The sequence below is a fragment of the Thalassorhabdomicrobium marinisediminis genome (assembly GCF_003072065.1).
GTDB classification, from domain to species: domain Bacteria; phylum Pseudomonadota; class Alphaproteobacteria; order Rhodobacterales; family Rhodobacteraceae; genus Octadecabacter; species Octadecabacter marinisediminis.
In genome coordinates this window covers 15,701-30,489 of the sequence record NZ_QCYG01000001.1, presented here as the reverse complement: position 1 = coordinate 30,489, position 14,789 = coordinate 15,701, and the positions used below count along the sequence as shown (strand labels likewise).

Annotated in this window: 9 protein-coding genes; 5 read left to right on the top strand and 4 right to left on the bottom strand. The window is 64.4% G+C overall.

Going from position 1 to position 14,789, the window contains the following annotated elements; all coding sequences use genetic code 11:
• The first annotated feature begins 1 nt into the window (after window position 1).
• The 3 genes from glmS to DC363_RS00110 are packed head-to-tail and all read left to right on the top strand — an operon-like array spanning window position 2 to window position 3,224.
• On the top strand, window positions 2-1,819 hold the full coding sequence (gene glmS, locus DC363_RS00120; RefSeq protein WP_108639102.1) for a glutamine--fructose-6-phosphate transaminase (isomerizing): 1,818 nt from the start codon (window positions 2-4) through the stop codon (window positions 1,817-1,819).
• A complete protein-coding gene (locus tag DC363_RS00115; protein ID WP_108639101.1) occupies window positions 1,816-2,502 on the top strand; it encodes a DNA alkylation repair protein in 687 nt (228 codons plus the stop codon). The genes glmS and DC363_RS00115 overlap by 4 nt, the downstream gene beginning before the upstream one ends.
• A gap of 56 nt (window positions 2,503-2,558) precedes the next feature.
• Entirely contained in the window at window positions 2,559-3,224 is a 666-nt protein-coding gene (locus DC363_RS00110; RefSeq protein ID WP_108639100.1) for a nucleoside/nucleotide kinase family protein, read from the top strand.
• 2 nt (window positions 3,225-3,226) lie between these two features.
• On the opposite strand, the gene ade is transcribed toward DC363_RS00110, so the two are convergent.
• Both ade and DC363_RS00100 read right to left on the bottom strand, forming a co-directional pair.
• Complete coding sequence (ade, locus tag DC363_RS00105) at window positions 3,227-4,933, bottom strand: adenine deaminase (protein ID WP_108639099.1); 1,707 nt, start codon at window positions 4,931-4,933, stop codon at window positions 3,227-3,229.
• Between the two features lie 60 nt (window positions 4,934-4,993).
• On the bottom strand, window positions 4,994-5,671 hold the full coding sequence (locus DC363_RS00100; RefSeq protein ID WP_108639098.1) for a hypothetical protein: 678 nt from the start codon (window positions 5,669-5,671) through the stop codon (window positions 4,994-4,996).
• Between the two features lie 275 nt (window positions 5,672-5,946).
• On the opposite strand from DC363_RS00100, the gene DC363_RS00095 reads away from it, so the two are divergent.
• Both DC363_RS00095 and DC363_RS00090 read left to right on the top strand, forming a co-directional pair.
• Window positions 5,947-9,231, top strand: a complete 3,285-nt coding sequence (locus DC363_RS00095; RefSeq protein ID WP_108639097.1) for a chemotaxis protein CheB — start codon at window positions 5,947-5,949, stop codon at window positions 9,229-9,231.
• A 97-nt stretch (window positions 9,232-9,328) separates the two neighbouring features.
• Complete coding sequence (locus DC363_RS00090; RefSeq protein WP_108639096.1) at window positions 9,329-10,948, top strand: alpha-glucosidase; 1,620 nt, start codon at window positions 9,329-9,331, stop codon at window positions 10,946-10,948.
• An 11-nt stretch (window positions 10,949-10,959) separates the two neighbouring features.
• Here the strand turns inward: DC363_RS00090 and DC363_RS00085 are convergent, their stop codons facing one another.
• Entirely contained in the window at window positions 10,960-12,666 is a 1,707-nt protein-coding gene (locus tag DC363_RS00085; RefSeq protein ID WP_108639095.1) for a hydantoinase B/oxoprolinase family protein, read from the bottom strand.
• Between the two features lie 3 nt (window positions 12,667-12,669).
• Window positions 12,670-14,763 carry a hydantoinase/oxoprolinase family protein gene (locus DC363_RS00080; protein ID WP_108639094.1) on the bottom strand — a complete coding sequence of 698 codons (2,094 nt, stop codon included), beginning with the start codon at window positions 14,761-14,763 and terminating at the stop codon, window positions 12,670-12,672.
• Window positions 14,764-14,789: the final 26 nt, after the last annotated feature.

Below are 14,789 nucleotides of genomic sequence, written 5' to 3'. Positions count from 1 at the left end.
AATGTGTGGAATTGTAGGTGTCCTTGGGCGGCACGAAGCGGCCCCGATCCTTGTCGAAGCGCTCAAGAAGCTGGAATATCGCGGCTATGACAGCGCGGGCATCGCCACGGTCGATGAGGGTCGGCTCGACCGGCGGCGGGCCGTCGGCAAGCTGGTGAACCTGCAAGACCTGCTGGTGCATGAGCCATTGGCCGGGAAATCCGGCATCGGCCACACCCGCTGGGCCACCCACGGCGCGCCGAGCGTGCGCAACGCCCACCCACATCAGACGCGCCGCGTGGCCGTGGTACACAACGGCATCATCGAGAACTTCCGCGAGCTGCGCGCCGAGCTCGCTGCCCATGGCATCGGCCATGAGACAGACACCGATACGGAAACCGTGGCGCTTCTCACCCAGAGCCATCTCGATCAGGGACAAAGCCCGCGCGAAGCGGCCGAGAACACCCTCGCCCGGCTTGAGGGCGCCTATGCGTTGTGCTTCCTGTTCGAGGGCGAGGACGACCTGCTGATCGCTGCGCGCAAGGGCTCCCCCCTTGCCATCGGCCACGGGGAGGGCGAGAATTTCGTAGGCTCCGATGCCATCGCACTGGCCCCCATGACCGACAAGATCACCTATCTTGAGGAAGGCGACTGGGCGATTGTCACCCGAACCTCGGTCGAGATCCGCGACCGTGACGGCCATCAGGTCCACCGCGAGATGCGCGAAATCCAGATCGACATGGCGCGAGTCGACAAGGGCGGCCACAAGCATTACATGGCCAAGGAAATCGCCGAGCAGCCCTCGGTCCTGACCAATGCCCTGGGCTTCTACATCAAGGACGGCCGAATCGAGCTTCCCGGCGCGGGCATCGACTTCACCAAGATCGACCGGCTGACGATGGTGGCCTGCGGCACGGCTTTTTATGCCTGTCTGACGGCGAAATACTGGTTCGAACAGATCGCCCGCCTGCCCGTCGACGTGGATGTCGCGTCGGAGTTCCGCTACCGCGAACCGCCGATCACCCCGGGCACCGCCGCCCTGTTCGTCAGCCAATCGGGCGAGACGGCGGACACCCTCGCCGCGCTGCGTTATTGCGCGGGCAAGGCCGACCGCATCCTGTCGGTGGTCAACGTGCCCGAAAGCTCCATCGCGCGGGAAAGCGATCTCGCCCTGCCGATCCTCGCAGGCCGGGAAATCGGCGTCGCCTCAACCAAGGCATTTACCTGTCAGCTTATCGTGCTGGCCCTGTTGGCGGTGAAAGCCGCGCAGGACCGCGGCGAGATGGACGCCGAGGGGGTGGCCCGGGCGCTCGAACAGCTCACCGCCCTGCCCGGCCTGCTTAATCAGGCGCTGGCCTTGGGCGACCGCGCGGCCGAGGTGTCGCGCAAGCTGGCCGAAGCCCGCGACATCCTGTTTCTGGGGCGAGGCGCGATGTATCCGCTGGCCCATGAGGGTGCGCTGAAACTCAAGGAAATCAGCTACATCCACGCCGAAGCCTATGCCTCGGGCGAGTTGAAACACGGCCCCATCGCGTTGGTGGACAAACACGTGCCGGTGATCGTCATGGCGCCGCGCGATGCCCTGTTCGAGAAGACGGTTTCCAACATGCAAGAGGTCATGGCCCGCGGCGGCAAGGTGTTGTTGATCACCGACGCCAAGGGCGCGGACGAGGCCGGTGACGGCGTCTGGGACACGATCCTGATGCCCGAAGTCGCCGATTTCGTGGCGCCGATCCTCTATGCCGTGCCGGCGCAGCTTCTGGCCTATCACACGGCGGTGGCCAAGGGCACCGACGTGGACCAGCCGCGCAACCTCGCCAAATCGGTGACGGTCGAATGATCCCGCTTGAGGACGCCGTCGCCACCCTGCAAATGCAGGGTGATGCGCAGAAAGCGGCCGAGATGCGCAAGTATCACAAGGTGGACCGCCCCTATTTCGGCGTCGCCAATCCGGTGATCGACGCGGCGGCCAAGGCATGGCGGGCCGAGGTGACGCTGGACGAGCGCCTCACCCTCGCGTCGGAGCTTTGGGACAGCAACATCCATGAATGCCGCATCGCCGCCGCGAAATTGCTGGTGCAGGCGCGGATCAAGCCCGACGACGCGGCGTGGCGGCTGATCGCCTCCTGGGTGCCGCAGTTTGACGGCTGGGCGATTGCCGACCACGTCAGCAGCGCGGGCGGACGGCGGCTTCTGGCTGAGCCTGCACGGCTCGACGAGGTTGAAGGCTGGACGCGGTCCGACCACTTGTGGACCAAGCGGGCCGCGCTGGTCATGACCCTGCCTTGGACCAAGATGAACAACCCCGGCCCGGACGAACTGCAAGCGCGTGAACGTATTCTCGGCTGGGCTGCGGACTACACCCGCGACCCGGCCTGGTTCATCCAGAAAGCGGTGTCGTGGTGGCTGCGCGAGCTTGGGCGGCACGATGCCCCACGGGTGCGCAAGTTTCTGGCCGACCACGGTGACGCGATGAAACCCTCGGCCCGCAAGGACGCAAGCCGGAAACTGCCACCGGCCTGACGGGTGGCTTGCCCTGCCCGACTGCCTTGGTACATCCGGTTCCAAAGGAGCCGCCGATGATTGATCTGACCCGTCAGGTGAATATATTGTCCGACCGTATCCAGCCTCTGCGGGCCGGTCCGTCGCGTTGTCTGGTCGCCATCGCGGGCCCGCCGGGCAGCGGCAAATCCACGCTCGCCGAGGAACTCGCCCGACGTCTGAACGCCCAGAAATGCGAGACGGCCATCGTGCCGCAGGACGGGTTCCATCTCGACAATGAGGTGTTGACCGCCCGCGGCGATCTGGGCCGCAAGGGCGCGCCGCATACCTTCGACGGTGCGGGCTTCGTGCATCTGGTGCGACGGCTGAAAGAACGTGTGGACGTCGCCGTGCCGGTGTTTGACCGGGGCCGCGACATTGCCATCGCGGGCGCGCGGATCATCCCGGCCGGGGCGGAAGTCGTGATTGTTGAGGGCAATTACCTTCTGCTGGACGATGCGCCTTGGTTCAACCTCGCGCCGCTCTGGGCGCTCTCGGTTCGTCTGGATGTGCCCCTTGAAGACCTGCGCGCCCGGCTGATCCAGCGCTGGCTGGCGCGGGGGTTCAGCTCCGCCGCCGCGACCCGCCGCGCGGTCAACAACGACATCCCCAATGCCCGCACGGTGCAGGATCACGCCCTGCCGCCGACGCTTGCCCTGTCGCCCGACGGGACAGTGACCGAGGACAACGCGCGACCCGCCTAAGGCTAACTGGCGATGATCTCGAACTTGGCCACGTCCACCATGCCCCGGTCGGTGATCTTGAGCATCGGAATGACCGGCAGGGCGAGGAAGGCAAGCTGCAGAAAGGGCTCTTCCAGCGTGACGCCAAGGCTGCGGGCGGCGCTGCGCAGCTCTTCCAGCCGGTGCCGCACCGTCTCGAAGCTCTCAAGGCTCATCAGACCTGCGACCGGCAGTGCCAGTTCGGCCAGGATCTCCCCACCCTCGACCACCACGAAGCCACCCTCAAGCTTTGTCATCCGGTTACAGGCCAGCGCCATGTCGTCGTAATCCGCGCCCACGCAGGCGATGTTGTGGTGATCGTGACAAACGGTCGAAGCGATCGCCCCGCGCCCCAGCCCGAAGCCCTTGACGAAGCCGGTGGCGATGTTGCCGTTGCGGCCGTGCCGTTCGACCACGGCGATCTTTACCAGATCGCGCGCGGTGTCGGGCCGTTTGTCGCCCGCGTCCGGGGTGATTTCCTCGCGCAGGTGCTCGGTGATGATCTTGCCCGGCAGGACGCCGATCACGTCCGTCTCGGCCCGGTTCGAGGCGGTGCGGAAATCGCTGGCCGTCACGCTGGGCGCTTGCACGGAGTTGCGACCGATCACCGGAGTGATCTTGCGCGCCTTGAACGCGGCTTCCGCCGCTTGCACCCCGCCGCAAAAGGTCAGCTGCGCATCGCAGGCCTCAAGCGAGCCCAGCGCCACGATGTCCGCGCGCTGCCCCGGTGCAATCATTCCTCGGTCCTTCAGGCCGAAGGCTTCCGCCGCCGAAAGCGAAGCCGCGCGATAGGCCGCCACCGGTGACACGCCGCGCGCAATCGCCGTGCGGATCAGGTAATCGAGGTGGCCATGCTCACCGATGTCGAGGGGGTTGCGGTCGTCGGTGCAAAAACACATGTAGCTCGCCGTGCGTTCATCCAGCAGCGGCAGGAGCGCGTCGAGGTCCTTGGACACCGAGCCCTCGCGGATCAGCACCCGCAGGCCCTTTTGCAGCTTCTCGCGCGCTTCTTCGGCGGTGGTCGCCTCATGCTCGGTGCGGATACCGGCGGCGATATAAGCGTTGAGGTCCCGCCCTGAGAGCATCGGCGCGTGGCCGTCGATATGCCCGCCCTCAAAGGCCTGCAGCTTGGCAAGCAGGCCCGGGTCGCGGTGGATCACGCCGGGATAGTTCATCACCTCCGCCAGCCCGATCACCTTTGGATGGTCGCGCAGCGGCGCAAGGTCCTCTGCCTCGATCTGCGCGCCGGCGGTTTCCATGGTCGTCGAGGGCACGCAGGAGCTGAGGTTCACGCGGATGTCGAGCACGGTTTCCAGTGCCGCATCGAGAAAATACTGAATGCCCGGCACGCCCAGCACGTTGGCGATCTCATGGGGGTCGCAGATGGCGGTCGTCACCCCCAGCGGCGTGACCAGACGGTCGAATTCGAAGGGTGTGACAAGGCTGCTTTCGATGTGCAGATGGGTGTCGATGAACCCAGGCACGAGCGTCAGGCCGGTGACATCGACAACCTCGCGCCCTTCATAGGTCTCGCAGGTGCCGACGATCCGATCCCCGCACAGCGCGACGTCCCCCTCAAGCAGCGCGCCGGTGATGACGTCGAACACCCGCCCGCCGCGCAGCACGACGTCGGCGGGCGCGTCGCCGCGGCCCTGAGCGATACGGTCGGCAAGCGGTGCGGTCTGGGGCATGGAAAATCTCCTGTTTTGCGGCAGCAGACAGGAGTTTTTCTCAAAGGTCCAGATCGAAGCCTAGTCGGACCCGGTGAGCCGGGGCACGGGCTGGGCGGTCGACAGCTTGCGCTTTTCCGCCGCCGGGGCCGAGGCGGAATTGACGAAACGTTTGATCAGCTCGGCCTGAAACCGCACGTCCCGCGACCGGTCCGACAGGGTCTCGATAAAGCGGTCGACCGCGTCGGACTTGGCGATGGTGTCAGCTTCGGCCAGCGTGCACATGTCGAGCAGCGGCATCACGATATCGGTCAGAACCAGCGCCGACATATGCGAGGCGTGGTCAGTCACCGAATCCTCGATCCCCAGCGCGGGAAGGAATGCGCGCGAGATATTGCCAAGGATCATCTTGAAACGCAGGATGATGCTCAACTCTCCGCTGTCCGACAGATTGGCGATCAGGTGCGCCTTGGCAAGGGTCAGGCCCGGCATCTCGATCGACAGGGTCGGGAGAGAGACAACCTCGGTCGTGCGGGACAGGGACGACAGACATTTCATCACCCCCTGGGCGAGTTGGTCTTCGAACACATCGGCGATGGTCACCTGCGAAGGAAAGGTGAACCGGTTGCGGTATTGCCCGCCAATCACCTCGCACGAGCGGACCTGGACCGAGCCGTTCTTGGGCACTTTCAGGTTGACCACGAACCGGTGGCTGCCGGTCTGGTGGGCGGTATCATCTTCGAAAGCGAGCATTTGCATGAAGCCGGTCCTTTGCGCTTGGTGTTGCCAGAAGTCCTAAGAAACAGGTCTGAACAAAATCTTAAAAAAACCGCGCGGATTTCCAGAAAATTTTTAGGGCGGTGCGCGCCGGATTTTAAGACAATTTTCGTGATTTCCCGCGACCCTGCACACCGCATCATTGCGCCAGATCAAATATCGCAAGGGGGCGGAGCCCTATGCCGGGGGACTTGCAACCGGCGGCGGCCGGCTTCTAGGCTATCGTCATGGTTGTGTAACGCATGTGGGAAACGGATATGAAAGATGAGGTCGACACAGACCTGACAATCGTCGCCATCGGATCCTCGGCCGGCGGGCTTGAAGCAATCCGCGAATTCGTCTCGTCCCTTCCGGCGACATCGCCGATTTGTTTCGTCGTGGTGCAACATATGTCGCCCCATCACAAAAGCATTATGTCTCAACTGGTTGCACGGGAAACCGACCTGTTGGTCGAGGATATTACCGACGGAGTCATCCCCCGCGCCAATGTGATCTACATCACCCCGCCCAAGGCCGATGTGGTCAATGTGATCTACATCACCCCGCCCAAGGCCGATGTGGTCGTCGAAGGCGGGCGTCTGCGGCTCAAACCGCCCAGCGACACGCTGTCCACGCCTAAACCGTCGGTAGATCGCTTCCTGCTTACTCTGGCCGCCGAACGGGGGGCAAACACGGTGGCCATCATCCTGTCAGGCACCGGATCGGACGGGGCCTACGGCGTTCAGGCGATCCGTGAAGCGGGGGGAATCACCATCGCGCAGGACCGCGACTCCGCCAAGTATGACGGCATGCCGCAGTCCGCGATCCAGACCGGCTGCGTCGATCTGGTGCTTGCCCCTGCGGAAATTGGCACGCATCTGCAAAAAATTCTCGCCGCGAACCACGATTTTTCGGGCTTCAGGACCGATACGCTGGGCGAGCCGCCGTTTGCAGATGTGTTGCAGATGTTGCTGGCCCGCACCCGCGTGGATTTCCGCGAATACAAACAATCCACGGTTCAGCGCCGGATCGAGCGGCGTATGACCGCCCTCGGCGTGGACGATCTTCACGCCTATACCCGCGTTCTGCGCACCCGCCCTGCGGAGCTTGATACGCTCTTCAAGGACCTGTTGATCTCGGTCACCCGGTTCTTTCGCGACGGGTCCGAGTTCGGCCACCTCGAACGGTTGCTCCCCGAAGTGATCACGGCCGCTGACGGCGGGCCCTTGCGGGTCTGGGTCGCGGGCTGCGCAACCGGGGAAGAGGCGTATTCCATCGCCATGTTGCTGGCCGAGGCCCTCGGCGGCCCGACCAGCGATTTCAAGGACAAGGTGCAGATCTTCGCCACCGACATCGACACCAACGCGCTGGCCATCGCCCAGCGCGGCATCTACACCTCCGGTGCGCTGGCAAACATCCCCGAGGCGCTGGCCAAGAAATATCTGGTGCCCGATGCGGACGGCGTGCGGGTCATCAATCATCTGCGCAGCGCGATCCTGTTCTCGAAACACAACCTGTGCCAGGATCCGCCGTTTCAGCGCATCCACCTGCTGTGCTGCCGCAACGTGCTGATCTATTTCGGCAAAGCCCTGCAGAAAAAGGTGATGTCGCGGTTTCACTATGCCATGACGCCTGATGCGCTGCTGTTTCTGGGCACCTCCGAGACCATCAGCGGGTCCGAGGAGCTTTTCGCCAAGGACAGCAGCACCCCGCATATCTTTCGCCGACGCCAAATCGCGCGGGGGGCGGCCGCGGATTATGCCATGCCCGCGGTGCGGCCGGTGACCCCGCCGGAGATCCGGCGTGCCCCCCGTGCCGATACGGAGTCGAACGATCGCAAGATGTTCAACGCCCTGATGCAGTCCTTGGGCGAGAATTCCTTTCTGGTCACCGCTGAGGGCACCATCCTGCAGGTCAACGGCTCCATCAGCGCCTTTATCGAAGTGACCGAGAACAGCCGCTTGCGGATGCACATCGACCTTCTGCGCAGCCCCTTGCGCGAAGAGGCGCGCAGCCTTGTGATGATCGCGCTGCGCAACCGCGAACGGCGCAGCGGGATCGCGCAGCGCGGCATGGGGCCGAACGGTGCGAATCTGCGTCTTGTCGTCTATCCTGTGGTGGCCGAAGCGATCAACGAACAGCTCGCTTTGGTGGTGTTCAATACCGTCGAGAGCGCCGCAAAAGTCCGTGACGGCTCAGGGGATAGCGCGGGGGATGTTACGGGGGACGGCACCGGTCGCGCCGTCGCCGAAAGCCGGATCTTCGAACTTGAGGCCGAGGTCGCCGTCACCCGTGAGGCGCTGCAGCAAACCATCGAAGAGCTTGAGGCCACCAACGAGGAATTGCAGTCCGTCAACGAGGAGATGCAGTCCACCAATGAGGAACTCGAAGCCACGAACGAGATGCTCGAAACCTCAAACGAAGAGCTGCAGTCCAGCAACGAGGAACTGATCACCGTCAATGAAGAGCTGCAGATGACCGCCTCGACCCTCACGGGGCGCACGGGTGAGTTGACGTCGATCCTGCACAACACGCCGCTGGCCATTCTTGTCACCGACAGCGCCTTGCAGATCACCCAGGCCACCGATGCCGCTTGTGAGGTCTTTACAATCCCGCGCCCCATCAATCAGGTGCACATCAGCCAGGTCAGCGTGCCCGAAGGCTACCCCAGTCTTGCGGCGCTGTGCAGCGACGCCTTGCAGGCGGGCAAGCCGGTCGAGCAGGAGTTTTCCTCGCACGGCACCCAGATCAAGATGAGCTGCGCGCCCTATTTCGACGATTTCGGCAAGACGCTGGGGCTGACATTGGTCGTCACCCAGTTCCCCGGGCTTGCGCTGGAAATGGAGATGATCCTCAGCAACACCCGCATCCACCTGTTCAACCGCGCGCAGGACGGTACGATCCTGCGGATTTCGGAAGCCTCGGCCAATGTCCTTGGTCTCAGCCGGGATGACGCCGTGGGCGAAAACCTGTTCGACCTTATCCCGCCCGAGGCGGCGGACAGCGTGCGCCAGAACGATGCAAAGGTGCTTGCCGGTGAGGATCAGACCACGCCCGAGACGGTCCTGTTCCGCGACAGTGACCACGAAGATCCGTCCTATCTTGCGATCGAACGGCACCGCTACATCGATCCGGTGACGCAAGAGCCCACAGTCTATACCATGGCCATGGATGTCACCGAGATCGTGACCGCCACCGGCCACACCAAGGCCACCATCGAGCGGTTCCGCCACCTGCAGGAACTGGCGGGCTTCGGCTATTGGGAGCTTGACCCCGTGAACAAGACGATCTTCTGGTCCTCGAAGGTCTTCGACATCCACGGCATTCCCGAAAGCGCGGGCCCTCCGGATTACGACACCGCCATCAACTTCTATCACCCCGACGATCTTCCCATGATCAGCGAGAAGGTCGCCAAGGCGATGAAGCCCGGTGGCGAGTTCCGGTTCGAGGCGCGGCTGATCCGGGCCGACGGAAAGGAGGTGCGGGTCCGCAGCTACGCCATCGCCGTCACCGACCGCACGGGCGAGGTGACCAAGATCGTCGGCGCCTATGAAAAACTGTAACGCGGGTCGGGCGGCGCTTGCGGAATGATGCTGCCCCCGATTGTCGCGCCGCAATTTAGCGCTAACATGGGGCAAATGGCTTCGAAGGGGGACTGTCATGTCGCAGGAATGGTGGCGCAGCGCCGTGGTCTATCAGGTTTATCCGCGATCCTATCAGGATGATGACGGCGACGGGGTCGGCGATCTGCGCGGCATCACCCGCCGCCTGCCCCATATCGCCGATCTGGGGGCCGATTGCGTCTGGCTGTCGCCGATCTTCCAGTCGCCGCAAAAGGACATGGGCTACGACGTTTCCGATTATTGCGCCGTCGATCCGCTGTTCGGCACGCTTGAGGATTTTGACAGCCTGCTGCAAACCGCCCACGGGCTTGGGTTGAAGGTCATCGTCGATCAGGTCCTGTCACACACCTCGGACCAGCATCCGTGGTTCAAGCAATCCCGCACCGACCGCAGCAACGACAAGGCCGATTGGTATGTCTGGGCCGATCCCCTGCCCGACGGGGCGCCGCCCAACAACTGGCACAGCCATTTCGGCGGCCCGGCGTGGGAGTTCGAGCCCCGGCGCGGGCAGTATTACCTGCACAATTTCCTGACGTCGCAGCCCGATCTGAATTTCCACAACCCGCAGGTGGTTGAGGCTGTTCTGGAGACCTGCAAATTCTGGCTGGACCGTGGGTTGGACGGTTTCCGTCTGGATACCGTGAACTACTACTTCCACGACCCATCGCTGCGCTCGAACCCGCCCGCGCCGGCGCAGCCCCATGTCATGGCAACCGAGCTCTATGACATGCAGGACAACATCCACAACAAAACGCAGCCCGAAAACCTCGGCTTTCTGGAAAAGCTGCGCGCGCTGACCGACCGCTATGACGATATCATGATGGTGGGCGAAGTCGGCGAGAAGGGGCCAAGGTCGATCGAGATCATGGGCCGCTATACCGAGGGGCGCAGCCGCCTGCACATGGCTTACAGTTTCGCGATGCTGGGGCCCGAGTTCACCGCCGCGCATTTCCGCAGCTGCATCGAAGGGTTCCAGACCGGCGCGCCCGAGGGGCACCCCTATTGGTCTTTCTCCAACCACGACGTGCCCCGTCAGGTCAGCCGCTGGGCCGAGCATGCAGTCTCGGAGGATGCCATGGCGCGGCTCACTTGCGCCATGCTCATGGCGTTCGAGGGCACGATCGGCATCTATCAGGGTGAAGAGCTGGGCCAGACCGAGACCGAGTTGGAGTATCACGAGTTGACCGATCCCCCCGCCCTGCGGTTCTGGCCCGCGGTGAAGGGCCGCGACGGGTGCCGCACGCCGATGGCCTGGGAAAAGGACGCGCCCAACGCGGGGTTCTCCAGCGGCACCCCGTGGCTGCCGGTCAAACCGCCACAGGCGGCACGGGCGGTGGATCAACAGGGGCCCGAGGGCGTGATGGCTTTCTACAAGGACATGATCGCACGGCGCAAAGCCTCCCCCGCCATGTCGCGCGGCAAAACGACCTTCATCGACCTGCCCGAACCCCTGCTGGCCTTTACGCGCAGCGCCCCGGATGAGCGGCTCACCTTCGTATTCAACCTGTCCAAAACACCGCAGGAGGTGGTGGTGTCAGGCGCGGCCGGATTGACCTTGGGGGGCCGCGCCACGTTGGAGGGCGAGCGGCTGGTGTTGCAGGGCAACGGCTTCGCCTACCTCGGTCACGACGGCGACATTGCACTGACGACGCCCTGAGCGGACCCGGGCTAAAGCGTGCCGCCACGGGCGCGCAACGCCTCCACCTCGGCGATTTCCGCCTCGGCCAACCCGTAAACTTGGGCGGCGGTCTCGGCCGAGATATAGCCGTGCAACAGGTCACGTTTCACCAGATCGCGCGGGCGGTCCTGTGGCGCGCCGTAGCCGCCGCCGCCCGGAAACGCCATCATCACGCGACGCCCGTGGGGCACGAACTGTTTGCCCTTGCCGCGCATGGGCGTGCCGTCGTCCTGCGCGATGGTGGTGGGCGCGCCCGCCGCACCGTCCCGGCGGCCCTTGGCGGGATGATCCACACGGTCGAACATGGCCTGAATGTCGAACTCATGCCCCGCACGCGCGCCGACCTCCATGCATTGCCCCAGTCCGCCCCGCTGCTTGCCCGCCCCGCCGCTGTCCGGGCGCAGCTCTTTGCGCCAGATGATGACGGGGCCCGCGTGCTCCGTGGCCTCGACCGGCATGGTCATCACGCCCGACGGAAACGCCGTGGCGTTGAGCCCGTCAAAGGCAGGCCGCGCGCCGGAGCCGCCGGAGTTGAAGGTCAGCACCTCGGACCGGCGCGCATCTGCGGGCGCCGGTGCATCGCTGCGGGGCCGCAGGCTGACCTGAAAGTTGCACAGACAGCCCGCCCCCTCGGCCGGGACCAGACCCGGCACGATCTGGTCGAAGGCGTTGAACACCGCGTCGGGGACGAAATGCCCGATAATATGGCGCAAGGCCACGGGGGCCGGATGCTTCGCGTTGACGATTGTGTTCTCTGGCGCGGCGATCTCGAACGGGGCAAGGCTGGCGGCGTTGTTGGGAATTTCCGGCGTGATGGCCACCTTGAGCGCATAGCAGGCATAGGCCTTGGTATAGACCAGCGGGCAGTTGATGCCCTTTTTGTCCACCCCCGAGGTGCCGGCGAAATCCGACAGGATCCGGTCCTTCTCGACCGAGACGCGCACCCTTAGCGTGATCGGCGTGTCGAACCCGTCGATGGTCAATTCCCCCTCGGCGCTGGTCTGCGGCAGGGCGGCGATCCGCTCGAGCGTGGCACGGCGCGAATGGGTCAGGATGAAGTCGGAGATGCCCGCAAGGTCGTCCAGCCCGAACTCCTCCATCATCTCGATCAGTCGGCGGTGGCCGATGTCGTTGCAGGTGGCCAGCGCATAAAGGTCGCCCACAAGCTGGTCGGGCTCACGCACGTTGCCGCGCACGATCCGCAGAAGGGTCTGATCCACCGCACCGCGGTCGGCGAACTTCATGATGGGGATATAAAGCCCCTCTTCATAGACGCTCGCCGCATCCGCGCCGAACCCCCGCCCGCCGATGTCGACGATATGCGCGGTGCAGGCGAAAAAGCCCACGTGCGCGCCTTTGTGGAAGGACGGCGTGACCATGGTGATGTCGTGCAGGTGGCCGGTGCCTTCCCACGGGTCGTTGGTGATGTAGATGTCACCCTCGAAGATATTCTCGCGGCCGATACGGCGGATGAAATGGGCCACCGCGTCGGCCATGGCGTTGACGTGCCCCGGCGTGCCGGTGACCGCTTGAGCGAGCATTTGCCCGTCAATGTCATAGACCCCCGCCGAAAGATCCCCCGCCTCGCGCACCGAGGTGGAGAATGCGGTGCGGACCAGCGCTTGCGCCTGTTCCTCAACGACCGAAATGAGCCGGTTCCACATGACTTGATAGGCGACGTTTGAAGGCTGGGGCATGGGTTATCCTTTCACGCGCAGGTCGATGCAGCCGTCGGGCTGGCGCAGGGCGGTGCGGCTTGTGGGCACGATGATGGTGGTTTCGTCCTCGGTCATGATGGCAGGGCCCGCGATGTGATGTCCGGCGTCCATCCCGTCGCGGCGCACCACGGCGGCCTCGACCGCTTCGGCTTGGGCCGGATCGTAAAGCGCGCGGGTGGCGTGTCGGGTCGCAGAGCGGTGCTGCTCGGCCTCCGCCACCGGATCGACGGCCGCGGGCGGGGTTGTGGCATTGACCGACCAGACGGTGATCTCGACGTCCAGACCTTCGACCGTGCGGCTGAAAAGCTTGGCGTATTCCGCCTCGAACAGCCTCTGGAAGGTCGCGGCATCGGGGGCCATGGCCTGCGCTTCGCTCAGGGTGATCGGGATCTCCCACCCCTGCCCTTTGTAGCGCATATAGACCTTGAACTCCGACAGGATGTCGCTGTGGGCGTCGCAATTGCGCACGAAAGCCGTGGCCTCTTGTTGCAGTTCCGACAGAAGCGTCTTGATCGCACCGGCGTCGAAGGCGTCCAGCGTCATGTAGATCGAGCGGTTGGCCTCAAAGGAAAACGGCGCGCGCAGGAACCCAATGGCCGAGCCGACGCCGGCGCCGGGAGGCACAAGGCAGCGATCGATGCCCAGCTTTTCGCAAAGACGTCCGGCGTGCAGCGGGGCAGCCCCGCCGAAGGCAATCATCGTGTAATCCGACAGATCCTCGCCGTTCTCGACCGCGTGGACGCGGGCGGCGTTGGCCATGTTCTCGTCCACCACCTCGGCCAGACCGAACGCGGCGGTTTGCGCGTCCATCTCCAACGGGTCGCCCAGCACCGCTTGCAACGCGGTCTCGGAGTTACTGCGGGTCAGCTTGATGCTGCCGCCTGCGAAGTTGTCCGGATCAAGCTTGCCCAGCACCAAATCGGCATCCGTCACCGCCGGACGTTCCCCGCCGCGCCCGTAGCAGGCCGGACCGGGCTCCGACCCGGCGCTTTCGGGGCCGACGCGGATTTGCTGCATTGCGTCCACATGGGCCAGCGATCCGCCCCCGGCCCCGATCTCGACCATGTCGATCACGGGGATCGAAATCGGCATGCCCGAGCCTTTCTTGAACCGGTAGGTGCGCGCAACCTCGAACACCCGGCTGGTTTTCGGCGTCTGGTTCTTGATCAGGCAAATCTTGGCTGTCGTGCCACCCATGTCAAACGACAGCACCTTGTCCAAGCCATACCGCGCGGCGATATGGGCGGCGAAGACCGCGCCACCGGCGGGGCCGGATTCCACCAGCCGCACGGGGAAATCGGCGGCATTCTCGAGCGAGATGATGCCCCCGCCCGAGTGCATCAGGAAGACGTTGCAGGTCACGCCCTCATCGGCCAGCCGCCCCTTGAGACGGCCAAGATAGGATTTCATCAGCGGCTTGATGTAGGCATTGGCGACGACCGTGTTGAAACGTTCGTATTCGCGCATCTGGGGGCTGACTTCGGAGGAAATCGAAACCATGGCGTCGGGCATCTTCTCCGCCAGAACCTCGCGCACGCGCTCTTCATGGGCGGGGTTGAGGTAGGAATGGATCAGCCCCACGGCCACGCTGTCATACCCGGCGGCGGCGATCTCCTCGACCACGGGGGCGATCTGCTCCTTGGTCAGGGGCACCAATTCGGCCCCACTCGCGTCGATGCGTCCGGGCACGGTGTAGCGCATGTGACGCGGCAGCAGCGGCTCGGGCAGCTCAAGGTTCAGGTCGTATTGCTCGAAGCGCGATTCCGTGCGCATCTCGATCACGTCGCGGAAGCCTTCGGTGGTGATCAGCGCGGTCTTCGCGCCGCGCCGTTCGATCAGCGCATTGGTCGCCAGCGTCGTGCCGTGGATGATCTGGCCAATGTCGCCGGGCGCGATCCCGGCCTTTGCGCAGACCTGATGCATCCCGTCGATAATTGCGTTTTCGGGGGCGGCATAGGTCGTCAGCACCTTGGTGGAATAGGAGGACGCCCCCACCTCAAGCACCACGTCGGTGAAGGTGCCGCCGATGTCGACGCCCAGTCGGATCGCCTGTTTGGGTGGGGATGGATCGGTCATGGGCGCGCCTTTCTGGTCAGTCCCGC

Excerpts from the sequence above, each read along its gene's own strand:
- glmS (WP_108639102.1), top strand. The coding sequence starts at position 2 with ATGTGTGGAATTGTAGGTGTCCTTGGGCGGCACGAAGCGGCCCCGATC.
- DC363_RS00115 (WP_108639101.1), top strand. The coding sequence starts at position 1,816 with ATGATCCCGCTTGAGGACGCCGTCGCCACCCTGCAAATGCAGGGTGAT.
- DC363_RS00110 (WP_108639100.1), top strand. The coding sequence starts at position 2,559 with ATGATTGATCTGACCCGTCAGGTGAATATATTGTCCGACCGTATCCAG.
- ade (WP_108639099.1), bottom strand. The coding sequence starts at position 4,933 with ATGCCCCAGACCGCACCGCTTGCCGACCGTATCGCTCAGGGCCGCGGC.
- DC363_RS00100 (WP_108639098.1), bottom strand. The coding sequence starts at position 5,671 with ATGCAAATGCTCGCTTTCGAAGATGATACCGCCCACCAGACCGGCAGC.
- DC363_RS00095 (WP_108639097.1), top strand. The coding sequence starts at position 5,947 with ATGAAAGATGAGGTCGACACAGACCTGACAATCGTCGCCATCGGATCC.
- DC363_RS00090 (WP_108639096.1), top strand. The coding sequence starts at position 9,329 with ATGTCGCAGGAATGGTGGCGCAGCGCCGTGGTCTATCAGGTTTATCCG.
- DC363_RS00085 (WP_108639095.1), bottom strand. The coding sequence starts at position 12,666 with ATGCCCCAGCCTTCAAACGTCGCCTATCAAGTCATGTGGAACCGGCTC.
- DC363_RS00080 (WP_108639094.1), bottom strand. The coding sequence starts at position 14,763 with ATGACCGATCCATCCCCACCCAAACAGGCGATCCGACTGGGCGTCGAC.